The sequence below is a fragment of the Streptomyces sp. NPDC127114 genome (assembly GCF_042677525.1).
Classification (GTDB): Bacteria; Actinomycetota; Actinomycetes; order Streptomycetales; family Streptomycetaceae; genus Streptomyces.
On record NZ_JBHXTJ010000022.1, the window covers coordinates 74,321 to 97,841 of the forward strand.

Annotated in this window: 21 protein-coding genes and 1 pseudogene; 12 read left to right on the top strand and 10 right to left on the bottom strand. The window is 74.4% G+C overall.

Annotation, left to right across the window (positions count from 1 at the left end; translation table 11 throughout):
- Positions 1-19 precede the first annotated feature (19 nt).
- On the top strand, positions 20-1,117 hold the full coding sequence (locus tag ACFVGS_RS22380) for a pyridoxal-phosphate-dependent aminotransferase family protein (RefSeq protein WP_385693457.1): 1,098 nt from the start codon (positions 20-22) through the stop codon (positions 1,115-1,117).
- A gap of 24 nt (positions 1,118-1,141) precedes the next feature.
- Here ACFVGS_RS22380 and ACFVGS_RS22385 read toward each other — a convergent pair whose 3' ends face one another.
- Positions 1,142-2,209, bottom strand: a complete 1,068-nt coding sequence (locus ACFVGS_RS22385) for an alkene reductase (protein ID WP_384413144.1) — start codon at positions 2,207-2,209, stop codon at positions 1,142-1,144.
- A gap of 136 nt (positions 2,210-2,345) precedes the next feature.
- Between ACFVGS_RS22385 and ACFVGS_RS22390 the strand changes: the two genes are divergently transcribed.
- Complete coding sequence (locus tag ACFVGS_RS22390) at positions 2,346-2,864, top strand: MarR family winged helix-turn-helix transcriptional regulator (protein WP_384413141.1); 519 nt, start codon at positions 2,346-2,348, stop codon at positions 2,862-2,864.
- Between the two features lie 55 nt (positions 2,865-2,919).
- Here the strand turns inward: ACFVGS_RS22390 and ACFVGS_RS22395 are convergent, their stop codons facing one another.
- From ACFVGS_RS22395 to ACFVGS_RS22405, 3 genes are all read right to left on the bottom strand, one after another.
- The gene (locus tag ACFVGS_RS22395; protein ID WP_385693439.1) at positions 2,920-3,984 is read right to left on the bottom strand and encodes an aminotransferase class V-fold PLP-dependent enzyme; all 1,065 of its coding nucleotides are present in this window, start codon (positions 3,982-3,984) and stop codon (positions 2,920-2,922) included.
- Positions 3,985-4,067: 83 nt separating this feature from the next.
- Positions 4,068-4,763, bottom strand: coding sequence for a DsbA family oxidoreductase (locus ACFVGS_RS22400; RefSeq protein ID WP_385693440.1), 696 nt, complete (start codon positions 4,761-4,763; stop codon positions 4,068-4,070).
- Between the two features lie 155 nt (positions 4,764-4,918).
- Positions 4,919-5,842, bottom strand: coding sequence for an AraC family transcriptional regulator (locus ACFVGS_RS22405; RefSeq protein ID WP_385693458.1), 924 nt, complete (start codon positions 5,840-5,842; stop codon positions 4,919-4,921).
- A 135-nt stretch (positions 5,843-5,977) separates the two neighbouring features.
- Between ACFVGS_RS22405 and ACFVGS_RS22410 the strand changes: the two genes are divergently transcribed.
- On the top strand, positions 5,978-6,982 hold the full coding sequence (locus ACFVGS_RS22410) for a zinc-dependent alcohol dehydrogenase family protein (protein WP_384413355.1): 1,005 nt from the start codon (positions 5,978-5,980) through the stop codon (positions 6,980-6,982).
- A 111-nt stretch (positions 6,983-7,093) separates the two neighbouring features.
- Here ACFVGS_RS22410 and ACFVGS_RS22415 read toward each other — a convergent pair.
- Positions 7,094-8,600, bottom strand: a pseudogene (locus ACFVGS_RS22415) (aldehyde dehydrogenase (NADP(+))); the annotation flags it as partial.
- A 124-nt stretch (positions 8,601-8,724) separates the two neighbouring features.
- Here ACFVGS_RS22415 and ACFVGS_RS22420 point away from each other — a divergent pair.
- The 6 genes from ACFVGS_RS22420 (at position 8,725) to ACFVGS_RS22445 (ending at position 14,739) form a co-directional block, all read left to right on the top strand.
- On the top strand, positions 8,725-9,495 hold the full coding sequence (locus ACFVGS_RS22420) for an IclR family transcriptional regulator (protein WP_384413132.1): 771 nt from the start codon (positions 8,725-8,727) through the stop codon (positions 9,493-9,495).
- Between the two features lie 193 nt (positions 9,496-9,688).
- Positions 9,689-10,729: a hypothetical protein gene (locus ACFVGS_RS22425; protein WP_385693441.1), complete on the top strand. Its 1,041-nt coding sequence runs from the start codon at positions 9,689-9,691 to the stop codon at positions 10,727-10,729.
- Positions 10,726-12,039, top strand: a complete 1,314-nt coding sequence (locus tag ACFVGS_RS22430; RefSeq protein ID WP_385693442.1) for a sensor histidine kinase — start codon at positions 10,726-10,728, stop codon at positions 12,037-12,039. The genes ACFVGS_RS22425 and ACFVGS_RS22430 overlap by 4 nt, the downstream gene beginning before the upstream one ends.
- Before the next feature lie 29 nt (positions 12,040-12,068).
- Positions 12,069-12,695 carry a response regulator gene (locus ACFVGS_RS22435; RefSeq protein WP_385693459.1) on the top strand — a complete coding sequence of 209 codons (627 nt, stop codon included), beginning with the start codon at positions 12,069-12,071 and terminating at the stop codon, positions 12,693-12,695.
- Between the two features lie 79 nt (positions 12,696-12,774).
- Complete coding sequence (locus tag ACFVGS_RS22440; protein WP_385693443.1) at positions 12,775-14,223, top strand: peptidoglycan D,D-transpeptidase FtsI family protein; 1,449 nt, start codon at positions 12,775-12,777, stop codon at positions 14,221-14,223.
- 81 nt (positions 14,224-14,304) lie between these two features.
- Positions 14,305-14,739 carry a hypothetical protein gene (locus ACFVGS_RS22445; protein ID WP_385435726.1) on the top strand — a complete coding sequence of 145 codons (435 nt, stop codon included), beginning with the start codon at positions 14,305-14,307 and terminating at the stop codon, positions 14,737-14,739.
- Here the strand turns inward: ACFVGS_RS22445 and ACFVGS_RS22450 are convergent.
- Entirely contained in the window at positions 14,729-15,313 is a 585-nt protein-coding gene (locus ACFVGS_RS22450; RefSeq protein ID WP_384413118.1) for a TetR/AcrR family transcriptional regulator, read from the bottom strand. The genes ACFVGS_RS22445 and ACFVGS_RS22450 overlap by 11 nt on opposite strands.
- A 55-nt stretch (positions 15,314-15,368) precedes the next feature.
- On the opposite strand from ACFVGS_RS22450, the gene ACFVGS_RS22455 reads away from it, so the two are divergent.
- Positions 15,369-16,280, top strand: a complete 912-nt coding sequence (locus tag ACFVGS_RS22455; protein ID WP_385693444.1) for a DUF2867 domain-containing protein — start codon at positions 15,369-15,371, stop codon at positions 16,278-16,280.
- 48 nt (positions 16,281-16,328) lie between these two features.
- A complete protein-coding gene (locus ACFVGS_RS22460) occupies positions 16,329-17,528 on the top strand; it encodes an MFS transporter (protein WP_385693445.1) in 1,200 nt (399 codons plus the stop codon).
- Between the two features lie 201 nt (positions 17,529-17,729).
- Here the strand turns inward: ACFVGS_RS22460 and ACFVGS_RS22465 are convergent, their stop codons facing one another.
- A complete protein-coding gene (locus ACFVGS_RS22465) occupies positions 17,730-18,695 on the bottom strand; it encodes an AraC family transcriptional regulator (RefSeq protein WP_384413111.1) in 966 nt (321 codons plus the stop codon).
- Between the two features lie 152 nt (positions 18,696-18,847).
- Here ACFVGS_RS22465 and ACFVGS_RS22470 point away from each other — a divergent pair, with 152 nt between their 5' ends.
- Complete coding sequence (locus ACFVGS_RS22470) at positions 18,848-20,074, top strand: TerD family protein (RefSeq protein ID WP_384413109.1); 1,227 nt, start codon at positions 18,848-18,850, stop codon at positions 20,072-20,074.
- A gap of 18 nt (positions 20,075-20,092) precedes the next feature.
- On the opposite strand, the gene ACFVGS_RS22475 is transcribed toward ACFVGS_RS22470, so the two are convergent.
- The 3 genes from ACFVGS_RS22475 to ACFVGS_RS22485 all read right to left on the bottom strand — a co-directional run bounded on the left by ACFVGS_RS22475 (position 20,093) and on the right by ACFVGS_RS22485 (position 23,494).
- On the bottom strand, positions 20,093-21,112 hold the full coding sequence (locus ACFVGS_RS22475; RefSeq protein ID WP_385693446.1) for a 1-aminocyclopropane-1-carboxylate deaminase: 1,020 nt from the start codon (positions 21,110-21,112) through the stop codon (positions 20,093-20,095).
- 226 nt (positions 21,113-21,338) lie between these two features.
- Positions 21,339-21,995: a GntR family transcriptional regulator gene (locus ACFVGS_RS22480; RefSeq protein WP_384413349.1), complete on the bottom strand. Its 657-nt coding sequence runs from the start codon at positions 21,993-21,995 to the stop codon at positions 21,339-21,341.
- Positions 21,996-22,054: 59 nt separating this feature from the next.
- The gene (locus ACFVGS_RS22485; protein WP_384413103.1) at positions 22,055-23,494 is read right to left on the bottom strand and encodes an alkaline phosphatase PhoX; all 1,440 of its coding nucleotides are present in this window, start codon (positions 23,492-23,494) and stop codon (positions 22,055-22,057) included.
- Positions 23,495-23,521: the final 27 nt, after the last annotated feature.

Consider the following 23,521-nt stretch of genomic DNA (forward strand, 5'->3'; position numbering starts at 1 on the left):
AGAAGGCACCGCCGTGACCGTGACACACCCGCTCCTGGACCTGGCCCCGCTGACCGCCGCGCGGTTCGCGTCGATCGAGCGCCGGGTCGCCGCGCTGCTCTCCACGGAGCAGGACGTGGTGATCACCCAGGGCGAGGCGCTGCTGCCGCTGGAGGGCTGCATCCGCAGTGGTGCGCGGGCGGGTTCGACGGCGCTGAACGTGGTCACCGGTCCGTACGGGCAGACCTTCGGCAACTGGCTGCGGGACTGCGGAGCGACGGTGGTCGACCTGGAGGTGCCGTTCCACACGGCGGTCACCGCCGAGCAGGTGGCCCGGGCCTTCGAGGAGCACCCGGAGATCGACTTCGTGTCGCTGGTGCACGCGGAGGCGGCCACCGGCAACACCAACCCGGTCGCGGAGATCGGCGAGGTCGTGCGGGCGCACGACGCGCTCTTCTACCTGGACGCGGTGGCGTCGGTCGGCGCCGAGCCGGTGCTGCCGGACGCGTGGGGCGTCGACATGTGCATCATCGGGGCGCAGAAGGCGATGGGCGGCCCGGCGGGTGTCTCGGCGGTGTCGGTGAGCGAGCGGGCCTGGGAGCGGTTCGCCGCCAACCCGGCCGCGCCGCGCCGCTCGTACCTCTCCCTCCTGGACTGGAAGGAGCGGTGGATCGACGGCGGGCGCAGGACGCTGCTCCACGCGCCGGCGCAGCTGGAGATGCTGGCCCTGGAGGCGTGCCTGGAGCGGATCGAGGCGGAGGGCCTGGACGCGCTCATGGCCCGGCACGCGTCGGCCGCGGCGGCGACCCGCGCGGGCGCCGTGGCGCTCGGCGGCGGGCTCGAGCCGTACGTGTACGAGGCGAAGGACGCGGCTCCGGTCGCGACGACGCTGCGCACGCCGGCCGGTGTCGATGCCTCGGAGCTGGTCGCGAAGGCGCTGGCCGCCGATCCCTCGCTGCCGCTCGTCGCGGGCGGCGGGGCGCTGGCGAAGGAGATGATCCGGGTGAACCACTACGGCGTGGACGCGACCCCGGCCGCGGTGCGGTCCTCGCTGGCCGCCCTCGGCGCGGCCCTCGCGGAGACGGGCCGCGCCGTGGACCCGGAGGCCGCGCGCCGCGCGGTCACGGAGGCCTGGTAGCCGCGTGACCGCCCCGTCGGCGGGCTACAGCGCCGGGTAGTCGGTGTAGCCGCGGTGGTCGCCGCCGAAGAAGGTGGCGTTGTCGGGGGTGTTGTACGGGCCGCCGGCCCGGAGGCGGGCGGGCAGGTCCGGGTTGGCGAGGAAGAGGGCGCCGTAGGCGAGGATGTCGGCGGTGCCGTCCTCGACGAGGGTCAGCGCCTCGGGGCCGGTCGGGCCCTCGGTGGAGGGGTTGAGCACGAAGGTCCCGGAGAACTGCTTGCGCAGGGCGAGGGTCGTGTCCCGGAGGCCGGGCACGGCCTCGAGGACGTGCAGGTAGGCGATGCCGAGCGGCTCGATCGCGGTGACGAGGGCGGTGTACAGCTCCTCGGTGTCGCTCTCGCTCATGTCGTTGTACGGGTTGGCCGGGGAGATCCGCAGTGCGGTGCGCTCGGGGCCGACGGCGTCGGCGACGGCCTTGACGACCTCGACGGCGAAGCGGATGCGGTTCTCGATCGTGCCGCCCCACTCGTCGGTGCGCTTGTTGGTGCCGTCGGCGAGGAACTGGTGGACCAGGTAGCCGTTGGCGCCGTGGATCTCGACGCCGTCGAAACCGGCCTCGACGGCGTTGCGGGCGGCGGTGGCGAAGCCCTCGACGGTCTCGCGCACCTCGTCGGCGGTGAGCTCGCGCGGGGTGACGAAGTCGGTGAGTCCGGCGCCGGTGAAGAGCTGGCCGGCCGGGGTGACCGCGGAGGGTCCGACGGGGTGCAGGCCCCGGCCGAGGACGACGGGGTGGCTGATCCGGCCGGCGTGCATCAGCTGGGCGAAGATCTTCCCGCCGCGCTCGTGGACGGCGTCGGTGACGCGGCGCCAGGCGGCGATCTGCTCGGCGCTGTGCAGGCCGGGGGTGTTGGGGTAGCCCTGGCCGACGGCGGTCGGCTGGACGCCCTCGCTGATGATCAGGCCGGCGGAGGCGCGCTGGGCGTAGTACTCGGCGGTCAGCTGCGTGGGGACGCGGAGCTCGGCCTCGGCCCGGCTGCGGGTCATGGGGGCCATGGCGATGCGGTTGGCGAGGCGGGTGCCGGCGAGGTCGATCGGGTCGAAGGCGGTGGTCATGGCGGTCCTCCCAGGACAAATGTGGTCGGCCAAGTATTTATGTGGTCGGCCAACCATTCCCTTACGACCGCCACTGTAGCTCATTGATTGGCCAGCCAAGCTAATCTGGAGGAACAACCGCACCGAGGAGCCCGCGATGCCCGGAAACGACCCGCTCTGTACCGCCCTGGTGGGCGCGCTGCCGTCCGCCGCCCGCGGCGGACCCGTCAGCCACGCCCTCGCCCGGGTCGCCCGGCTGCACCGGATCGCGGCCGGGCGCCGGCTGAAGGAGCTGGACCTCTACCCGGGCCAGGAGTTCCTGATGATGGCGCTGTGGGACTGCGGTCCGGTGCGGCAGTCCGTACTCATCCAGGAACTCGGCCTCGACCCGTCGACGGTCACCAAGATGCTCCAGCGCCTGGAACACAGCGGCCATGTCCGCCGCCGCCCCGACCCGGCCGACCGGCGGGCGGTGCTCGTCGAGGCGACGGAGGAGGGCGAGGTGCTGCGGGCCCGCGTCGAGGGCGTGTGGCGCGACCTGGAGGAACACTCCCTGACCGGCCTCGCCCCGGCCGAGCGCGCGGACCTCGCCCGGCTGCTCGCCCGGCTGGAGGAGAACCTGTGCCGGGAGGCGGCCGACGGCCTCACCGCTTGCCCGTCGGCGGAACGGGCCTGAACCGGACCGTTCCACGGGCGGTGCCCGGCCGGGCTCTGCCCGTACGGGGACGGGCTCAGCCCGCCAGCACCTCCAGGGCCCGGTCCACGTCCGCCGAGGAGTTGTAGAGGTGGAAGGAGGCCCGCAGGTTCCCGGCGCGGGCCGACAGGAGCACCCCCGCCTCGCGCAGCGCGTCGGCGCGGTCACCGAGGCCCGGGACGCCCACGACCGTCGAGTCGTCGGCGACCGCCGGGTGCCCGAGCGCGTCGAGCCCGGCGCGGAAGCGGGCGGCCAGGGCCTTGTTGTGGGCCTCGATCCGCTCGATGCCGATCTCCTCCAGGAGTTCCAGGGAGCGGGCGGCCCCGTGGTACGAGAGGAAGGCCGGCGGCTCGTCGAACCTGCGGGCGGAGCGGGCCAGTTCGCGCACGGGACCGTAGCTGTTGACCCACAGCTCCTCGCCCGTCACCCAGCCCGCGTGGATCGGCAGCAGCGCGTCCTGCGCCTCCTCCGTGACGGTGAGGAAGGACGCCCCGCGCGGGCAGAGCAGGTACTTGTAGCCGCCGGAGACGGTGAAGTCCCACTCCCCCGCGTACAGCGGCAGCCAGCCCGCCGACTGCGTCGCGTCCAGCAGGGTGCGGGCGCCGTGCGCCGCCGCGGCGGCGCGGACGGCGGCGAAGTCGGCCGTGCGGCCGTCCGCCGACTGCACGGCGGAGAACGCGACGAGCGCGGTCCCGGGCCGCACCGACTCGGCGAGCCGCTCCAGCGGCACGAAGCGGGCCTTGAGGTCGCCGCGGACGGTGAAGGGCGTGATGACGGAGGAGAAGTCGCCCTCCGCGAAGAGGATCTCGGACCCGGCCGGCATGGACTGCGCCACCATGCCGACGTGGACGGAGACCGAGCTGCCGACCGCGACCCGGTCGGGCGCGACGTGGGCGAGCCGGGCGAAGGCGGCCCGGGCCTCGTCGACGACGTCGAAGCTGCCGGCGCCCCCGGGGCGGCCGGCCGCGGTCTCCTCGGCGAGCAGGGTGACCGCGTCGATCGTGCGGCGGGGCAGCAGCCCGCACGCGGAGGTGTTGAGGTAGGTCTGCTTCGGGGCGAACTCGTCGCCGCCCAGAGGCTCCAGGCGTTCCAGTGATTCCATGCGCCAAGACTGGATTCCCCACGATCTCACGTCAATTGCGATAGATCATGGGGAATTCCCAAGGTGTCCTTATGGACAGGCGCTCAGCAGTTGCCGCCGTCGACGTCGCACGCGGCGGCGTCGCCGCCGACCGGCTGCAGCGTGCGGCCCTGCCAGGCCTGCTCCAGGGCCTGGGTGAAGACCTCGGCGGGCTGGCCGCCGGAGACCCCGTACCTGCGGTCGAGCACGAAGAACGGCACGCCGTTGGCGCCGAGCTCGGCCGCCTCGCGTTCGTCGGCGCGCACGGCGTCGGCGTACGCGGTCGGGTCGGCGAGCACGCCGCGCACCTCCGCCTCGTCGAGACCGGCCTCGACCGCGAGGGTCACCAGGGTCTCGTCGTCGAAGACCGAGCGCTCCTCGGCGAAGTTGGCGCGGTAGGCGAGGTCGAGGAGCTCGTTCTGCCGGCCGCGGTCCCTCGCCAGGTGCAGCAGGCGGTGGATGTCGAAGGTGTTGCCGTGGTCACGGCCCTCGGTGCGGTAGCCGAGGCCCTCCGAGTGCGCGTTGGAGGCGACGTGGGCCTCCATGGCGCGGGCCTCGTCGAGGCTGCGCCCGTACTTCGCGGCGAGCATCTCCAGGACCGGGCCGGTGTCACCCTTGGGACGGTTCGGGTCGAGCTCGAAGGAGCGGTGCACGACCTCGATCTCGTCGCGGTGGGCGAAGGCCGCGAGTCCCTTCTCGAAGCGGGCCTTGCCGATGTAGCACCAGGGGCAGGCGATGTCGCTCCAGATCTCGACGCGCATGGGTGGCTTCTCTCCTCGACGGGGGTCGGTGGTGCGGGGGCGTTCCATGGCGGGAACGCCCCGGAACGCCGGATCCATTCCGCCGCCCCGGCGGGTGTGAGCAGGAGCACCGGCGTCGTTCTTTCCACGAACGCCCGGCGCCGCCCCGGCGCCGGTCACACTGCCCGGGCGGCCCTGCGGTACTGGCCGGGGGCCGTGCCGTACTCCCGCTTGAAGGCCTTGGCGAAGGCGAACTCGGAGGAGTAGCCGGAGCGCTGGGCGACGGCGCGCAGCGGCAGGTCGTCGGCCCGCAGGAGGCGTCCCGCCGTGGTCATCCGCCACCAGGTGAGGTACGCGAGCGGGGGCCGGCCGACCAGGGTGGTGAAGCGGCGGGCGAACGCGGCCCGGGAGAGGCCGCCGAGCGCGCCGAGCTCCTCGACCGTCCAGACGCGGGCGGGGTCGCCGTGCAGCGCGCGCAGGGCTGCGGCGACCGCCGGGTCGGCGAGGGCGGCGGACCAGCCGGTGGACCGGTCGGCGCGCACGGTCAGCCACCAGGTGCGCAGCAGGTAGAGCAGCAGGGTGTCGAGGAGGGCCGGGACGATGGCGTCGGAGCCGGGCTGGGGCTCGGCGAGTTCCGCGCCGAGCAGGTCGACGGCGGCGCGCAGCCTCGGGTGGGCGCCGACCCGGGCGGGGATGTGGACGTACGGCGGCAGCTCGGTGAGCAGCGGATGGGCGCGGGCCCGGCTCAGCTGGTAGGCGCCGCACAGGAGCAGGGTCTCGTCGGGGCCGACCGGTCCGCGGACGGGCGGGGTGGGCCAGGATCCGTCGGGCGCGGCCACGGCGTCGACGAGCGGGGTGTCGGGGCGGTCGGCGAGGCCGTGCCCGGTGCCGTGGGCGAGCAGGACGACGTCGCCGGGGCCGAGCCGTACGGGCGCGCCGTCGTCCGGCGGCAGCAGCCACGCGCCGCCCTGGAGGACGACGTGGAAGCCGGCGCCCTTGCTCGGCGGGAAGCGGAAGCCCCAGGGGGCGAAGTTGACGGTACGGGAGGAGTGCGGCCGGCCGGTGCGCATGGCGGCGATGGCATCGCTCAGTACGTCCATGTCCCGCACCGTACCCTCGCCCGCCGGGTGCCCCGCGTGGTCCCGCACTCCCCGTCGCCGGGGCCGAGACGATCGGACATGCGCGGGAGCCGGAGGGACATGGATCGTCTCTCGGGCCCTGCCTACGGTCGGGACATGCGAAACGACATGACGACGAAGGCGGTTCTGTTCCACGAGCTCGGCGGGCCCGAGGTGCTCCGGGTCGAGGAGGTCGCCCTTCCGGCGCCCGGCCCGGGCGAGGTCCGGGTCCGGGTCGACGCGCTCGGGCTCAACCGGGCCGAGGCCCTGTTCCGTTCGGGCACGTACTACTACCAGGCCACGCTGCCGGGTTCGCGTCTCGGTTACGAGGCGGCGGGCGTGGTCGAGGAGGTCGGCGAGGGCGTCAGCGCGTTCGCGCCGGGCGACTCGGTGATGGCCGCGGCCAACTTCGACTTCGGGGTGCACGGGGTGTACGCGGAGCGGGTGGTGCTGCCGCAGGAGTACCTGGTGGCGCGGCCGGAGGGCGTGGACGCGGTGACCGCGGCGGCGGCCTGGCTCACGTACTCGACGGCGTACGGCGGCATGGTGGAGGCGGGCGGGCTGCGGTCCGGCGGCCACGTGGTGATCACCGGCGCGTCCAGCGGGGTCGGCACGGCCGCGATCCAGACCGCGCTGCGGATCGGCGCCACGCCGATCGCCGCCACCCGCGAGGAGTCGAAGCGCGAGCGGCTGCTCGGGCTCGGCGCCCCGCACGTGGTCGTCACCGACGAGGAGGACCTGGTCGACGAGGTGCGCCGGATCACCGGCGGCCGGGGCGCCGACGTCGTCTTCGACGCGATCGGCGGCCCCGGGTTCGCCCGCCTCGGCGGGACGCTGCGGCCCGAGGGCACGGCGGTGCTCTACGGCTGGCTGGACCAGCGGCCGGCCGAGGTACCGATGCAGTGGCCGCTGACCGTGCGCGGCTACGCCAACGGCGCGGTGGTCCGCACGGCGGAGGGACGCGCCCGGATGGCCGGGTTCATCGGCTCCGGGCTGCGCGACGGCTCGCTGGCGCCGGTGGTCGCCGAGACCTTCGAGGGTCTGGAGGCGATGCCCGACGCCCACCGGCTGATGGAGTCCAACACCCACATCGGCAAGATCGTGGTGCGGGTGCCGCACTGACGGCCGGCCCGGCTCGCCGTCGGGCCGGCCCGGGGCGCCGCGGCCCCGGCACGTCGGCCCCGGCACGTCGGCCCCGGCACGTCGGCCCCGGCACGTCGGCCCCGGCCCGGCGGCTCGCCGGCCGTCAGTGCCGGGGTACGCCCAGCGGGTTGTCGTCGCGGAGTTCCGGCGGCAGCAGGTGCTCCGGCGTGGACTGGTAGGTGACCGGGCGCAGCCAGCGTTCGATCGCGGTGCCGCCGACCGAGGTGAAGGGCGAGGTGGTGGCCGGGTAGGGCCCGCCGTGGTGCTGGGCGTCGGCCACCGCGACGCCGGTGGGCCAGCCGTTGACGAGGATCCGTCCGGCCAGCGGGGTGAGTTCGGCCATGAGGGAAGCGGCCTCGGGGTCCTCGTCGGCCGCCTGGAGCGTCGCGGTGAGGTTGCCGGGGACGAGGGCGAGGACGGCGCTGATCTCCTCGCGCGAGGAGTAGCGGGCGACCAGGGTGACCGGGCCGAAGGTCTCCTGGAGGAGCACGTGCCTCGCGCCGTCGAGCAGGACGGCGGCGTCGGTGAGCAGGAAGCCCGGCGCGACGGCCTCCGGGCTCGCGGAACCGGGGTGGACGGGGGCGGTGACGCCTTCCACCTGGGCGTCCTCGTAGGTGGCGGTGAGGAAGTGCTGGCGCATCCGGCGCGACAGCATCACGCCCGGTTCGGTGTCGCCCAGGGCAGCCGTCAGGGCCGCCGTGACGCGGTCGCCCGCCTCGCCCGCCGGGGCCAGGACGAAGCCGGGCTTGGTGCAGAACTGGCCCGTGCCCAGGGTCATGGAGGCGGCGAGCCCGGAGCCGATCTCCTCGGCCCGCTCCTGGGCCGCGGCCTCGGTGATCACCACCGGGTTGAGCGAGCCGAGTTCGCCGTGGAAGGGAATGGGCACGGGGCGCGCGGCGGCCGCGTCGAACAGGGCCCGGCCGCCCTGCACCGAGCCGGTGAAGCCGGCGGCGGCGACCAGCGGGTGGCGGACCAGCTCCACGCCCGCGTCGAAGCCGTGCACCAGGACGACGACGTCCTCCGGCAGCCCGGCCTCGACGGCGGCCCGGCGCAGCAGCGCGGCGCAGAGCTCGGAGGTGGCCGGATGCAGCGGGTGCGCCTTGACGACGACGGGGCAGCCGGCGGCCAGCGCGCTCGCGGTGTCGCCGCCGGGCACGGAGAAGGCGAGCGGGAAGTTGCTGGCGGCGTAGACGGCGACGACGCCGAGCGGGATCTTCATGCGCCGCAGGTCGGGCGTGGGCGGGGTGCTCGTGGGGTCGGGCCGGGAGATCCGTACGTCGAGGAAGGCGGCCTCGTCGACGATGTCGGCGAAGTAGCGCAACTGGGCGGTGGTCCGGGCGAGTTCGCCGGTGAGCCGGACCGGGCCGAGCGCGGTCTCCGCGTCGGCGGCCTCGACGACGTGGTCGCGCGCCGCGTCGAGCAGGTCGGCCGCGCCGCGCAGCAGGGCGGCGCGGGCCTTGCGGTCGGCGAGCGCGCCACGGGCCGCGTGGGCGGCGCGTACCGCCCGGTCGACCTCCGCCGGGTCGGCCGCCTCCGCGACCTGTTCCCGTTCCTTCCCCGTCCGGGGGTCCACACTCCACACTGGTTCTGCCGCCACGGCACGCCCCTCGCCCACGTCGTTCGGTATTCTGAACACGGTCCCTGTAGGTGAATCCGACACGGGGACTCTATGGACGGCCGAGCCGTCTCCACAAGAGGCTTCCGGACGAGGAGCGAGGGCGATGTCGACGAACGACGCGGGTGGGGCCCAGGTCAAGTCCGCCGTACGGACGGTGGAGTTGCTGGAGTACTTCGCCGGCCGGCCCGGCATGCACTCGCTCGCCGCCGTCCAGGAGGCCGTCGGCTACCCCAAGTCCAGCCTCTACATGCTGCTGCGCACCCTCGTCGAGCTCGGCTGGGTGGAGACGGACGCGACCGGAACGCGTTACGGCATCGGCGTGCGGGCGCTGCTCGTCGGCACCTCGTACATCGACGGCGACGAGGTCGTGGCCGCCGCCCGGCCCACCCTCGACCGGCTCTCGGACGACACCACGGAGACCATCCACCTGGCGCGCCTGGACGGCACCAACGTGGTCTACCTGGCGACCCGTCAGTCGCAGCACCATCTGCGCCCGTTCACCCGGGTCGGCCGCCGGCTCCCGGCCCACTCCACCTCGCTCGGCAAGGCGCTGCTCGCCACCCACAGCGACGAGCAGGTCCGCAAGCTGCTGCCGGAGACGCTGCCCGCGCTCACCGAGCACACCGTCACCGACCGCGAGCAGCTGATCGAGGAGCTGCGGGTCATCCGCGAGCAGGGATACGCGGTGGACCGCGAGGAGAACACCCTGGGCCTGCGCTGCTTCGGCATCGCGATCCCGTACCGCACGCCGGCGCGCGACGCGATCAGCTGCTCGGTGCCGGTGGCACGCCTGACGCCGGGGCACGAACAGCTCATCAAGGACGCGCTGTTCGACGCCCGCGACCGGCTCGCCCTCGCGACCCGCCGGCTGTAGCGGCGGTACGGCAGCGGCCTGGGCCGCGGGCCGAGCCGGCTTCGGCTGGAGCCGGTCCGGTGGATCAGGGCCTTGCCTCCCCCAGGGAGGCGGAGCCCCTACGCCTCCCGGACACACGGGCTCCCCCGCGAGGCGGAGGCGGTTCGGCGTCCGGCAGGACGTGCGGCGAGCGGGCCGGCGAAAGGCTGGGGTCATGACGAACCCGCCGCTCCCCGCCGCCACCCCCGCGCCCGTCGGCTCCGGCCCCGGTCCTGTCGGCTCCGGCCCCGCGCCCGTCGGCTCCGGCCGTCGCCTGCTCCGCGTGCTCTCGATCCTCGCCTGCCTGCCGTACATCGTCCTCAAGGTCGCCTGGGTCGCCGGCAGCGAGATCGGCATCCCCGAGGGGAGCGTGCTCCTGGAGCACCGGGGGATGATGGCGGCCGTCAACGCCGCCTCGGTGCTCGCCGACGCCGTCGTGGTACTGCTCGCCCTGCTGCTCACCCAGGAGTGGGGCCGGCGGGTGAAGGCCTGGCTGCTGGCCTTCCCGATGTGGGCGGCGACCGGTCTGATGGGCCCCATCATGATCGGCTACCCGGCCCAGCTCGTGGTCTCGCTCGCCACGGGCGACGCCTCCGCCGAGGCGGTCCTCGCGCCCGAGCCCTTCGTCGAGCCGTGGGTCTTCCCGGTGGTGTACGGCGGCTTCATCGTCCAGGGCCTCTGCCTGGGCACGCTGTTCGCGCTGTACGCCCGGGACCGCTGGGGCCGGGTGTGGAGCGGGCGCCTCGGCGAGCTTCCCGCGGCGGTGGGCGGACCCGTCCTCCGGGCCGTGACCGTGGCCGCGGCGGCGGTGGGCCTCGTCCCGGCCGGGCTGCGGCTGCGCTGGGCGGCCGGTTCGACCGACGGTCTCTCCGCCTCGTTCGCCGCGTCCTACGACTCCGACCGGGCCACCCTGGACGTGGTCATGGCGGCCCTGACGGTCCTCGCCGTGCTCGCCGTGCTGCTGCTCCTGCTGCGCCGCCCGGCCGGGCTGCGGGTGCGCACCACGATGGCCCTGGCCTGGGTGGCGTCCGGGGCCGCCGGCTGCTGGGGCGCGTACATGTCGCTGGTCGCGCTGCTGCCGCAGACCGATGCCGCGAAAGAGCCGACGGTCCTGATGACCACCGCCTACGCTGGCGAGATGATCACCGGATTCCTGCTGGCCGGCTGCCTGGCCGTGGTCCTGAGCAACCGCGCCCGCGGGAGCCGGACCGCATGACGCGACGCGACGCCGCACCGGACGCCGCCGGGAGCCCGGCACGGTCCGCGGGACACCGCGTCGGGCGTGCCCTGTTCGGGCAGCGGGCCCGTCGGCGGTGGCTCCACCTGATCCTGGGCGGCGCCCTGTTCATGCCGTACTGGCTGGTGGGCACCTTGGTCACGGGTCCGCTCCTGGACGGCGGGGCGATGTTCGCGAGCAGCCTCGCGGTGCAGTTCGGCGCGTACGCGGTGGGGCTGCCGCTGGCCGCGCTCACGGCGCTCTTCCCGCTGACCCGGCCGATGTCGGTAGCGGCGGCCCGCAGCCTGTGCGGGGTACCGGCCGGGCGCTTCGCGGACGGGCCGGCCCGCGGCCGCGAGGCGAAGGCGCGGACCGCCGGCTGGTTCACGCTCCATCTGGGCGCAGGCGCGCTGGTCAGCGGGGCGAGCCTGGCGCTGCCGCCGTTCGCTCTCGCGGTGGCGGCGCTGCCGTTCTCGGCCGGGCTGCGGGACTCGGAGGTCGGCCGGTTCTGGCATCTGGACCGGCAGTGGCTCGCCCTGGCGGGACTGCCGCTCGCGGTCCTGCTGCTGCTGGGGCTCGCGGCGGCGGCCGCGGCGGCGGGCGCGCTGCTCGCCTCGGCGGCGCCGCGGCTGCTCGGGCCGAGCCCGGCCGACCGGCTCGCCGCCGCCGAGCGGCGGGCCGCCGACCTCGCGGTGCGCAACCGGCTCGCCCGCGAGCTGCACGACTCGGTCGGGCACGCGCTCAGCGCCGTCACGCTCCAGGCGGGCGCCGCCCGGCGGGTCCTGGACGCGGGCACGCCCGACCTCGGGTTCGTACGGGAGGCGCTGACCGCGATCGAGGAGACCACCCGGCGGTCGGTCGGCGAGCTGGACGCCGTGCTCGGCCTGCTGCGCAGCGGCGAGGACGACGGCGAGCTCGCGGCGCCCGGTCTCGACGCGCTCGACGCGCTGGTGCGGGGTGCCGGGCCGCGGGTGGCGATGACGGTGCGGGGCGATCTGACGGGGCTGCCGGAGGCGGTGTCGCGGGAGGCGTACCGGATCGTGCAGGAGGGACTCACGAACGCCGTGCGGTACGCGCGGGAGGAGACGGTGACGGCGCGGATCGCGCTGTCGGGGGACGAACTGGAGATCACGATGGAGAATCCGCTGCCCGGCACCGCGCCGGTGGCCCGCCCGGACGGCGGGCGCGGACTGCGCGGCGTCGCCGAGCGGGCCCGGCTGCTCGGCGGCACCGCGGAGGCGGGCCCGGTGGACGGCCGCTGGCGGCTGTCCGCCCGGCTGCCGGTGGGGCCGGCCGGAGGTGCGCGGTGATCAGGGTCGTGCTCGCGGACGACGAGCGGATGGTGCGGACGGCCCTGCGGGTCATCCTCGACGCCGAGGACGGCGTGGAGGTCGTCGGTGAGGCGGCGACCGGCGCCGAGGCGGTGTCGGTGGTGCGGGAGCTGCGGCCCGACGTGGTGCTGATGGACGTCCGGATGCCGGAGATCGACGGGATCCAGGCCACCCGGCAGATCCTCTCCGGGCTCGGGCAGGGCCCGGACGCGCCGCGGATCGTGGTGGTCACCACCTTCGAGAACGACGCCTACGTGTACGACGCGCTGCGGGCGGGCGCGGCCGGTTTCCTGCTCAAGCGGGTCTCGCCGGAGGAGCTGGTGAGCGCGGTGCGGCTGGTCGCCCGCAGCGACTCGCTGCTGTACCCGGCGGCCGTCCGCGCCCTGGCCGCCGACCACGCCCGCCGTCACCCGCCGGCGCCCGCCTGGGCGGCCCGGCTCACCGACCGCGAGGCGGAGGTGCTGCGGCGGATGGCGCGGGGCCTGACGAACGCGGAGATCGCCGAGGGCATGGGAGTCGGTCCGGCGACGGTGAAGTCCCACGTGGCGGCGGTGCTCGCGAAGACGGGCGCCCGGGACCGCACGCAGGCGGTGATCGCGGCGTACGAGTCGGGGTTCATCCGGGCGAACGCCTGACGGACCACCACATGAAGGTTCCCTGAGAAACCGGACAGACCGGAACGTTCGCCGCCGTCCGGCTCGTCCCGCATACGGGATGAACAAGACGATCAGGCGCGCCTCGGTCTTCGCGCTGCTCCTGGTCCTCGCCCTCCTGGGGCGGGCGACCTGGGTGCAGGCGTACGAAGGCAAGGCCCTCGCGAACGAGAAGAACAACCGGCGGAAGGTCATCGCGCAGTACGCGGAGCCGCTCGGGAACATCGTCGTGGCCGGCTCGCCGGTCACCGGATCGAAGGAGACGAAGGGCGGCGACCTCGCCTACAAGCGGAGCTACACCGACGGCGAGCTGTACGCGGCCGTCACCGGATACAGCTCGCAGGCCTACGGGGCGACCCAGCTGGAGGGCATCTACTCCGGCGTCCTGGACGGCACGGACACGCGGCTGAAGAACCCGGTCGACGCGATCACCGGGAAGCGGGCGAAGCCGGGCACCGTCGTGACGACGATCGACCCGGCGGTGCAGAAGGCCGGTTACGAGGCGCTGGGGAGCAAGAAGGGCGCCGCCGTGGCCGTCGACCCGAAGACGGGCCGGATCCTCGGAATGGTGTCGACGCCCTCGTACGACCCGTCGAAGATCGCCGGTCTGACGGACGGCGAGGAGTGGCGGCGGCTGACGGAGGACGAGGACAAGCCGCTGGTCAACCGGGCGCTGCGGCAGCCGCTGCCGCCGGGCTCGACGTTCAAGCTGGTGGTCGCGGCGGCGGCGCTGGAGGACGGTCTGTACCGCTCCGTGGACACGGCGACGGAGAGCCCGGACCCGTACACCCTGCCCGGCACGCGGACCGTCCTGAGGAACGAGAACGCCTCCGCGCCCTGCGAGAACGCGACCATCCGCACGGCGCTGCGCTATTCCTGCAACAACGTCTTCGCGAAGATGGCCGTGGACCTGGGCCAGGACAAGGTGAAGGCGATGGCGGAGAAGTTCGGCTTCGACGACAAGGAGCTGGACGTGCCCGTCCGGGCGTACCCGAGCGTGTACCCGTCCGGGATGGACAAGGCGCAGACGGCGCTGAGCGGTATCGGGCAGTTCGACGTGACGGCCACCCCGCTGCAGATGGCGATGGTGTCGGCGGCCATCGCCAACGACGGCCTGCTGGCGAGCCCGCACATGGTCTCGCAGGTGGTCGACTCGGACGGCGACGCGCTGCAGTCGTACGAGGACGGCGACACCGAGCGGATCGTCTCGTCCGGGACGGCGCGGCAGCTGCGGAGTGCGATGAAGACCGTGGTCGACGACGGCACGGGAAGCAACGCGGCGATCAGCGGCGTGGAGGTCGGTGGCAAGACGGGCACGGCGCAGCACGGCGAGAACAACAGCAAGACGCCGTACGCCTGGTTCACCTCCTACGCGAAGGACCCGGCCACCGGGAAGGAGGTCGCGGTCGCGGTGATGATCGAGGACTCGGGCGCGGCCCGCTCGGAGGTCAGCGGCAACGGCCTGGCGGCGCCGGTGGCGCAGAAGATGATGAGGGCCGCGCTGAAGTGAGCGGCGCGGTCGCACGGCTCGAAGTGACGTGAAGCGGGGGCCGGTTGGTCCGCGGCCCCCGCCGCACGGTATGCAGGGTGCATGCTCTCGAACGTGCGTGTGCCCCGTTCCCCGTCCGGCTGGACCATGGCCGTCTTCGGCGTGCTCGCCGCCGCTCTCGGCGTGGTGGGGCTGGTCTCCCCCGACACGACGATCCGCCTCATGGGGCTCACACCCGTGTCCGACGCGAGCCGCGCCGACGACGACCACACCCTGCTCTTCCTGACGGCCTCGTCCATGGCGGCCCTCAACATGGGCGTCTACTACGTCCTGGCGGCCCTCGCCGACTGGAAGGCCTTCTTCCGCTGGACGGTGCCCTTCCGTTTCCTCACCTTCTCGGTCTTCACTCTCGCCGTCCTCACCGACCGCGCCCCCTCCGGCTTCCTCGGCGTGGGCCTGTGGGAGGGCGTCGGCGCCCTGGCGACGGGCGTGGCGCTGCGGTACGAGTCGCGGCGGGCGGCGCGGGTCAGGGCTTGAGCAGCGCGTCGGTCACCGCGGCCAGGTAGGCGGGGTCGGCCGGCACGGAGCCCGGGACGGCGTGGGCGAGCTGGGCGTGGCCCAGGTAGCTGGTGTAGGCGAGGAGGCCGCGGCGGCGGGCCTCGGGGGGCGGGAAGCCCAGCAGTTCGAAGAGGCGGGCGAGGTAGCCGACGCGGCGTTCCGTGACGCGGGCGAGGGCCGCCGCCACCTCCGGGTGGTCGCTCGCGGCGAGCAGCCGCACCTCCAGCGGGTCCTCGGCGGCCGAGGCGGTCGCGCCGCGCAGCAGTGCGCCCAGCCGGGCCGCCGGGTCGGGTTCGGCGGCCTCCATGGCGCGGATGATCCGCTCGGTGGACACCTCCTCCCAGCGGGCGAGGGCCGCGGCGACGAGGGCGTCCCGGTTGGCGAAGTGCCAGTAGAAGCTGCCCTTGGTGGTGCCGAGGCGGGCGGCGAGCGGTTCCACGGCGACGCCGGCGAGGCCTCGTTCGGCGAGGGCGGCGAGGGCCGCGTCCGCCCAGTCGTCGGCGCTGAGGCGCTTGCGGGAGCGTCGTTCCTTGGGGGCCGGGGACTCGTGCATGTTTCCGTACGGTACCGTACGGTCAGAACATACGCTCCCGTATGGAGGTCCGGTCATGCCCGGAACGCGCACGGTACGCAACGTCCACCAGAGGGTCGTCGAGGCCCCGGCCGAGACGGTCGGAGCCCTCCTCGACCGGCTCTCCGCGCCGGACGACCCGCTCTTCCCCACCCCGGTCTGGCCCGCGATGGTGCTCGACCGCCCGCTCTCCGTCGGCGCCGACGGCGGCCACGGCCGGGTCCGCTACCGGGTCTCCACCCACGAACCCGGCCGGTCCGTCCGCTTCGACACCACCGACGACATGGGCACCGGCTACCACCGCTTCGACGTCGAGCCCCTGGGTCCCGACCGCTGCCGGATGACCCACACCCTCGAGATGACCATGGGCGCAGGGGCGTTCGCCTTCTTCAAGCTCGCCATCGAGCCCGTGCACGACACGATGGTCGAGGAGAGCTTCGACAACGCCGAGCGCGCCGTGCTCGGCGCCCTGCCCCACCCGCCGGCCCGCCGTCCGGCCCGCGCCCTGCTGGTCAACCGCCTGTTCTGGGTGCGCCCGGCAGCCGCCCCCGTTCCCGACGCCGCCCGCCTCCTCCACGAGGCCGTCCCGCGGCCCGACTTCACCGACGCCTGGCGGCTGCCGCTGCCGCCCGGCATGCCCCGGGACCCGGAGGCATGGCGGCAGGTGCTGCCCGCGCAGGTGCGGGCCACCGGCGAGCACGAGCTCCTCCTGGGCGAGGACGCCTTCCACCTGGACTACCGCGCCTCGGTGCTGCTCGACGACGACTCCGTCACCCTGGTGAGCGCCGTACGGCTCCACAACGCCCTCGGCCGCCTCTACTTCGCGCTGGTGCGCCACGTCCACCCGTTCATGGCCCGCCTGATGCTGCGCCGGGCGCACCGGCGGCTCGCGTTCGCGGCCCGGCCCGCCGGCGAGCGGAACACGCGCCTCCTGCCCGGACACACATAAGGCGCCTGCCCGATCCGGACGGGCCACCTCAGACGCCAGCCTGCGGTCATGCGCGTACCTCTCTATCTGACCGCCGTGCTCGTGTCCGGCTTCGGCACGACGGCGATGTGGCTCGTCTCCGGGATCTGGGTCAAGTCCCTGACCGGCTCCGACGGTCTCGCGGCCCTGACCACCTTCGCCCTGTGGGCACCCGCGCTCCTCGGGCCGCTGTTCGGCGGCCTGGTGGACCGGGTGCGGCGGCGTCCGCTCCTGGTCGTGGTGAACACGGTCATGGCCCTGCTGCTGCCGCTGCTGCTGTGGGTGGACCGGGCCGACCGGGTGTGGCTGCTGTTCGCCGTGCTCGTGGCGTACGGAGCGCAGGGCGCGGTCCACGAGGCGGCGGAGGCCGCGCTCGCGGCCTCGGCCCTGGACCCGGACCGGCTCGGCGGCCTCAACGGGCTGCGGATGACGGTCAACGAGGCCATGAAGCTGCTCGCCCCGCTGGTGGCGGCGGGGCTCTTCGCCCGCTACGGCGGCGGCCCGGTGGCCCTGCTCGACGCGGCCACCTTCGCCGTCGCGGCCGGGGTGTTCGCCCTGCTGCGGGTGCGGGAGGAACGGCCGGTGCCGGAGCGGCGGCCCCGCACGGCCGAGGGCCTCCGGCTGCTCCGGGAGTCGGCGGCGCTGCGGCCGCTGGTGCTCGCGGGCGGCTTCACCATGCTGCTCGCGGGACTCAACGGGGCTGCGATCTACGCGGTGGTGGACCGCGGCCTCGGCCACTCCCCCGCCTACGCGGGCGTGCTGTACGCGGCACAGGGCGCCGGCTCGGTCGTGGCGGGCCTGCTCGCCGGACCGCTGCTGCGGCGGGCGAAGGAACGGACCCTCGCCGCCCTCGGCCTCGCCGTGTTCGCGCTGGGCGCGGCGGCCCGGGCGCTGCCGTACGACACGCTCGCGCTGACCGCGAGCGCGCTGGTCGGCGTGGGCCTGCCGTGGGTGCTGATCGCCGCGCTGACGGCGGTGCAGCGCCGGGTCCCCGCCGAGGCGGTGGGCCGGGCGGCGGCGACCGCGAACACCCTGGTCTTCGTGCCGAACGCGCTGGCCATCGCCCTGGGCGCGGGCCTGACGACCGTCCTGGACGTCCGTGCGCTGCTGCCGCTCCTGGGCGTGGCGGGCCTGGCGGGCGCGGCGACGCTGGCCGTGGGCCGCCGACGCGGGGAGCCGCCGCGCGCGGCGGCGACCGCCACGGCCGACCGGAGCGACGCGACACCCTGAGAGGTCGGCGGCGGAAGAAGCACAGGGCCCGGCCGGACAATGCGGGGGAGCCGGCCGGGGCCCGGGTCGACGCGGGCGACGCATGAAGCCCACGGACGATCCGACGATACGTTTCGGTCAAGATCACCGCGATCCGCGGAACGCGGCGACCGTCCGCAAAACGCGACGGGTTCGCGGCCGGACCCGGAGTCCGGCGCCCGGTCAGCCGCGCAGGGTCCGCGAGGGCGTCTCGCCGAACCGGGCACGGTACTGCGCGGCGAACCGCCCCGCGTGCGTGAACCCCCAGCGCCAGGCCACCTCGCCGACGCTCAGCCCGTCCGGGTCGCCCGCCCGCAGCTCCTCGCGCACCCGGTCCAGGCGGACCTCCCGTACGTACGCCATGGGCGACATCCCCACGTACTCCCGGAACGACTCCTGGAGGCGGCGCACGCTCACCCGGGCGAGGGCGGCGAGCTCCGTGGTGGTGAAGGGGTGCTCGGGACGGGACCGCACCGCGTCCATCGCCCGCTTCACCGGCGCCGGCCTGGCCGGTCCGCCCGGGTGCGCCAGCTCGTCCCGCCACGGGTGCTCCGCCGCCAGGAGCAGGCCGTTGAGCAGCGCCTCCTGGAGCGGGCGGGCCACCAGCTCGTGGGTCGCGAGCCCGTCGCCCGCGAGCGCCCCCGCCGCCACCTGGCGGGCGAAGGTCACCCAGCTGAGACCGGGTCCGCGCGTGATGTCCAGGCGCGCGCCCAGGGTCAGCCGGCGGCCCGCCGAACGGCCCAGGAGGGACTCCAGACGGTCCTGGAGCGCCGTCGCGTCGATCTTGACCGAAAGCGCGCGGCAGTCCCCGCTCCACCGGTCGAGGAAGGTGTCTCCCGACGGGTCCAGCAGCATGGCGTCCTCGGGGGTCGCCAGCAGCCGGCGCCCGCTCCCGCCCTGCCGCACCTCCATGGTCCCGCTCATCGGCGCGTTGACGTGGAACGCCCCCAGCTCGCCGAAGCGCATCCGCACGTCGGCGCCGCAGCTGAGGTCGCCGATCATCAGCGGCCCCAGTCCGACGGTGTCGAAGCGCGCGGCGAAGGGACGGTCCCGCGCGTCGATCACGTCCATGAAGTTGGCGTAATAGCGCGCGCTGATCTCCTCGCGCGCCTCGTCCACGTCCCGCGTCCGGAAAGAGCTCCCACCCACGGCCGAAAGAATATTCACATGGCGGACGTGACCGGGAACGGCAGGATGCCCGCCGGAACGAGCGGACCGCCCGCGAGCACCCGCGTAACCGGAGTGGCCGAACCCGGGGAAGGTAAGGGAACGGCAAAGGGGTCTGGTTCGTTACCCCGGGCATGACCGCTATGACCCCCGGCTCGAACATCCCTCTCACCGCCGCGCGCGTGGCGGTGGACGTGGCCGCCCCGGTGCGGCTCGACGTCTCGGGCCTGCTGCTCGGTGCCAACGGCAAGGTGCGCTCCGACGACGACTTCATCTTCTACAACCAGCCCGCCGGCCCCGGTGTCACCTACCGGTCCGGCGGCGGCGCCGCGCCCGACGCCATCCTGGTGGACACCACCGCCGTGCCCGCCGGGATCGAGAAGATCGTGGTGACCGCGAGCCCGGACGCCGCGGGCCAGTCCTTCCAGGGCATCGAGCCCACCGCCACCCTGCGCAACGCCGACGACGGCAGCGTCCTCGCCACCTTCACGCCGCCGCGGCTCGGCACCGAGACGGCGCTCGTGGTCATGGAGATCTATCTGCGCAACGGCGCGTGGAAGGCCCGCGCGGTGGGCCAGGGGTACGCGAACGGGCTGGCGGGGATCGCGACCGACTTCGGCGTGAGCGTGGACGAGGAGCCCACGCCCGCACCGGCGGCCGCGCCCGCGGCCGCCCCGGCGCCGCCCGCCGCTCCCCCGGTGGACCCGCGCGTCGCCGCGGGCCTGCCGTCGACGCCCGCCGCCGCCCCGCCCGCTCCCGCGGCCGCGCCCGCCGCCGGCACCGGGAAGATCAACCTGGACAAGGGCCGGGTCAGCCTCCAGAAGAACCAGACCGTCTCCCTGGTCAAGGGCGGCCGTCCGCTGCTCTCCCAGGTCAAGATGGGCCTCGGCTGGGAGCCGGCCTTCCGCGGCAAGGACATCGACCTCGACGCCTCCGTCATCGCCTACGGCCCGCAGCGCAACCACATCGACAGCTGCTACTTCGGCAAGCTGTCGATCCTCAACGGAGCCGTCAAGCACTCCGGCGACAACCTGACCGGCGAGGGCGCGGGCGACGACGAGGTCATCGTCGTCGACCTGGGCAGGCTGCCCGCGGACGTCACCGGCCTGGTCTTCACCGTCAACTCCTTCTCCGGCCAGAAGTTCACCGAGGTCGCCAAGGCCTACTGCCGGCTGCTCGACGCCGCGTCCGGCGAGGAGCTGGTCCGCTTCGACCTGACCACGGCGGAGCCGCAGACCGGCGTGATGATGGCCAAGCTCATCAGGCAGTTCTCGGGCGAGTGGGAGATGACGGGCATGGGCGAGTTCGTGAAGTCCCGGACCGTCCGGGGCATGGTGAAGCCGGCCGCCCAGGCGCTCTGAGCGGCCGGAGGGAGCCGGTCAGAACAGCGCGCTGTACGCGTTGAGGGCCGGCTGGCCGCCGAGGTGGGCGTAGAGCACGGTCGAGTCCCGGCCGATCTCCCCACGGTCCACCAGGTCGACCAGTCCGGCCATCGACTTCCCCTCGTAGACGGGGTCGGTGACCATCCCCTCCGTACGGGCGGCCAGCCGCATCGCGTCCAGCGTGGCCTCGTCCGGGACGCCGTACACCCCCGCGTGGTAGCGCGCGTCCAGCTCGACGTCGGCGGCGGTGACCGGGCGCTCGACGCCGATGAGCGCGGCGGTGTCCCGGGCGATCCGGGTGATCTGCTCATGGGTCCGGGCGGGCTCGGCGGAGGCGTCGACGCCGATGATCCGCCGGGCCGGGCCGCCCTCCTCGGCGAGCGCGGCGAAGCCCGCGACCATGCCGGCCTGGGTGGAGCCGGTCACCGAGCAGACCACGACCGTGTCGAAGAAGACGCCCAGCTCACGCTCCTGCTCGGCCACCTCGTAGGCCCAGTTGGCGAAGCCGAGCCCGCCGAGCCGGTGGTCGGAGGCACCGGCCGGAATGGCGTACGGCCTGCCGCCGGCCTCCTCGACCTCGCGCAGCGCCTGCTCCCAGCTCTCCTTGAAGCCGATGCCGAACCCGGCCCGGACCAGCCGCACGTCGGCGCCCGCGAGCCGGCTGACCAGGATGTTGCCGACCTTGTCGTAGACCGGGTCGGGCCAGTCGACCCAGCTCTCCTGCACGAGGACGCACCTGAGGCCCGCGTGAGCGGCGACGGCGGCGACCTGACGGGTGTGGTTGGACTGGACGCCGCCGATCGACACGAGGGTGTCGCAGCCCTGGGCGAGGGCGTCGGCGACCAGGTACTCCAGCTTGCGGGTCTTGTTCCCGCCGTACGCGATGCCGGAGTTGCAGTCCTCGCGCTTGGCCCACAGGGCGGCGCCGCCGAGATGGGCGGAGAGCCGCTGGAGCGGATGCACGGGCGAGGGCCCGAAGAGCAGCGGATAGCGGTCGTGATCGGCGATCGTCGGCATGCGGGCTCCCGGTGGTGACGGACGACGGACGGTCCCCTGAGGGACTCCTGCGGGCCGGGCGAACGGCCCGGGAGGGACCGGGGCGCCTGGTGTCGGCGCCGGAACCGCCGGGGCCGGGAACGCCCGTGCCGGAACCCTCCGGTGCCGGGAACGCCCGTGCCGGAACCCTCCGGTGCCGGGGACGCCCGTGCCGGAGCCGTCCCGGTGCCCGGCCGGCAGGAGTGCCTCAGGAATCCGGGGCCTCGTCGGCGAGCTCCTCCAGGGCGCGCCAGATCTCCGTCGTCACCCGCACCGCCTCCTCCGTGTCGCCCGCCTCGCAGGCCTCGATGAGGCGCGCGTGCAGCGCGGCGGAGCGGCAGGTGCCCGGGTCACCGAAGAGATGGCGCTCGACCCGGCGGATCAGCGGGGTGTAGCGCGCGATGGTGGCGGCGAGGGCGTGGTTGCCGCTGGCGCCGACGAGCACGTCGTGGAGTTCGTCGTCGGCGCGCAGTGCGGCGTCGACGTCCGAGGCGCGCACGGCCGCGTCGAACCGCTCGTTGGCCTCGCGCATGGCGCGGATGCCCTCGGGTCCGAGCAGCGGCACGGCGGTGCGGGCGGCGAGTTCGTGCATGACCCGCACGACGGAGGCGGCGTCCCGTACGACCCGGCTGACCAGGCGGGTGACGCGGGTGTAGCTCTGCGGCTTGGTCTCGACGAGACCCTCGTCGCCGAGCCGGGTGAGGGCCTCGCGCACGGGTGCGCGCGAGAGGCCGAGCCGTTCGGCGAGTTCGCTGTCCTTGAGCACGGAACCGGGCGCGAGTTCGCCGCGCACGATGGCCTCGCGCAGCGTCTCGTAGGCCCGGTCACGCAGCAGGGTCCGGCCCACGGGCCGTAACACGTCCACGTCCATGGGCTGACATGTTAGATGTCAGCCCATGGACGGCACCAGGCTCCGGGGTGGGGTCAGCGGCGGGGCTGGCGACGCCAGGGGCCGGTGATCGCGACCATGATGCCCGGACTCTGGATGCAGGCGAAGAGGGTGTCGCCGTCCGGGGAGAAGACGACGCCGGCGAACTCGCTGTCGTTGAGGTCGTTGCGCGCGATCGGGTAGGTGCGGCCGCTCTCGGTGGCGCCGAAGAGGTGCTGGACGCCCTCGCCGTCCTCGGCGATGACGAGACCGCCGTACGGGGAGACGGTGATGTTGTCGGGGCCGTCGTAGGCGCCGTCCTGGTCGGGGGCGGTGTTGACGCCCAGCAGCACCTTGAGGGTGAGGGTGCGGCGCTTGGGGTCGTAGAACCAGACCTGGCCGTCGTGCGGGGTGCCGGGGCTCTCCTCGCGGGCGTACGAGGAGACGACGTAGGCGCCGCCGTCGGCCCACCACATGCCCTCCAGCTTGCGGGCGCGGGTGATCTCGCCGGCGCCGAACTGCTTGCGGACGGGGGTGGTGCGGGCGTCGCGGTCCGGGACGTCGACCCAGTCGACGCCGTAGACGGTGCCGATCCTCGTCGCGCGCGAGAGGTCGTCGACGAACCGGCCCGCCGAGTCGTAGCACCGGGGCGCCTGGAGGCGGCCGGCGTCGTCGGCGAGGGTCGCGAGCCGGCCGCGGCCGTGCTCGAAGCCCTGCGGCGGGACCCAGCGGTAGAGCAGGCCGTTGGGGCCGGAGGCGTCCTCGGTGAGGTAGGCGTGGCCGCGCTTGGGGTCGATGACGACGGCCTCGTGGTCGTAGCGGCCGAAGGCCTTGATCGGCTCGGGGTCGCGGTTGGCGCCGCGGTCCTGCGGGTCGACCTCGAAGACGTAACCGTGGTCCTTCGTCATGCCGTTGACACCGGCGCGGTCGGAGTTCTCCTCGCAGGTGAGCCAGGTGCCCCAGGAGGTGCGGCCGCCCGCGCAGTTGGTGGAGGTGCCGGCGATGCCGACGAACTCGACGACGGTGCCGTCGCGGTGCACCTCGACGACGGTGCAGCCGCCGGAGGCCGCCGGGTCGTAGACCAGGCCCTCGGCGAGCGGCACCGGGTGGGTCCACTTGGAGCGGGGGCCCTTGAGCTCGTGGTTGTTCACCAGGTACGTGGTGCCGCGCGGGCCCGCGAAGGTGCCGGTGCCGTCGTGCTTCTCGGGCGTGAACTCGCCGGACTCGAGGCGGGTGACGCCGCTGTGGGTGATGACGCGGTAGGTGAAGCCCTCGGGCAGGGCGAGGATGCCGTTCGGGTCGGCGAGCAGGGGCCCGTAGCCGAGACGGTGTCCGTGGCCGTCGCCGTGGCCGGAGGCGTCGCCGTACGCCTCCTCGTGGTCGTCGGCGGCGAGCGCCTGCGGGGCGGTGGCGAGCGCGCCGACGGCGCCGGTGAGCGCGAGGCCGGCGCCGGTGGCGGCGGACTGCTTGGCGAACTCTCTGCGGTTGAGGGACATGACGGTCTTCTCCCTGTCGTCACCCGG

Bases quoted from the DNA above. Each gene is read 5' to 3' on its own strand.
- ACFVGS_RS22385 (WP_384413144.1), bottom strand. From the start codon at position 2,209: ATGACCACCGCCTTCGACCCGATCGACCTCGCCGGCACCCGCCTCGCC.
- ACFVGS_RS22390 (WP_384413141.1), top strand. From the start codon at position 2,346: ATGCCCGGAAACGACCCGCTCTGTACCGCCCTGGTGGGCGCGCTGCCG.
- ACFVGS_RS22395 (WP_385693439.1), bottom strand. From the start codon at position 3,984: ATGGAATCACTGGAACGCCTGGAGCCTCTGGGCGGCGACGAGTTCGCC.
- ACFVGS_RS22400 (WP_385693440.1), bottom strand. From the start codon at position 4,763: ATGCGCGTCGAGATCTGGAGCGACATCGCCTGCCCCTGGTGCTACATC.
- ACFVGS_RS22405 (WP_385693458.1), bottom strand. From the start codon at position 5,842: ATGGACGTACTGAGCGATGCCATCGCCGCCATGCGCACCGGCCGGCCG.
- ACFVGS_RS22410 (WP_384413355.1), top strand. From the start codon at position 5,978: ATGCGAAACGACATGACGACGAAGGCGGTTCTGTTCCACGAGCTCGGC.
- ACFVGS_RS22420 (WP_384413132.1), top strand. From the start codon at position 8,725: ATGTCGACGAACGACGCGGGTGGGGCCCAGGTCAAGTCCGCCGTACGG.
- ACFVGS_RS22425 (WP_385693441.1), top strand. From the start codon at position 9,689: ATGACGAACCCGCCGCTCCCCGCCGCCACCCCCGCGCCCGTCGGCTCC.
- ACFVGS_RS22430 (WP_385693442.1), top strand. From the start codon at position 10,726: ATGACGCGACGCGACGCCGCACCGGACGCCGCCGGGAGCCCGGCACGG.
- ACFVGS_RS22435 (WP_385693459.1), top strand. From the start codon at position 12,069: ATGGTGCGGACGGCCCTGCGGGTCATCCTCGACGCCGAGGACGGCGTG.
- ACFVGS_RS22440 (WP_385693443.1), top strand. From the start codon at position 12,775: ATGAACAAGACGATCAGGCGCGCCTCGGTCTTCGCGCTGCTCCTGGTC.
- ACFVGS_RS22445 (WP_385435726.1), top strand. From the start codon at position 14,305: ATGCTCTCGAACGTGCGTGTGCCCCGTTCCCCGTCCGGCTGGACCATG.
- ACFVGS_RS22450 (WP_384413118.1), bottom strand. From the start codon at position 15,313: ATGCACGAGTCCCCGGCCCCCAAGGAACGACGCTCCCGCAAGCGCCTC.
- ACFVGS_RS22455 (WP_385693444.1), top strand. From the start codon at position 15,369: ATGCCCGGAACGCGCACGGTACGCAACGTCCACCAGAGGGTCGTCGAG.
- ACFVGS_RS22460 (WP_385693445.1), top strand. From the start codon at position 16,329: ATGCGCGTACCTCTCTATCTGACCGCCGTGCTCGTGTCCGGCTTCGGC.
- ACFVGS_RS22470 (WP_384413109.1), top strand. From the start codon at position 18,848: ATGACCGCTATGACCCCCGGCTCGAACATCCCTCTCACCGCCGCGCGC.
- ACFVGS_RS22475 (WP_385693446.1), bottom strand. From the start codon at position 21,112: ATGCCGACGATCGCCGATCACGACCGCTATCCGCTGCTCTTCGGGCCC.
- ACFVGS_RS22485 (WP_384413103.1), bottom strand. From the start codon at position 23,494: ATGTCCCTCAACCGCAGAGAGTTCGCCAAGCAGTCCGCCGCCACCGGC.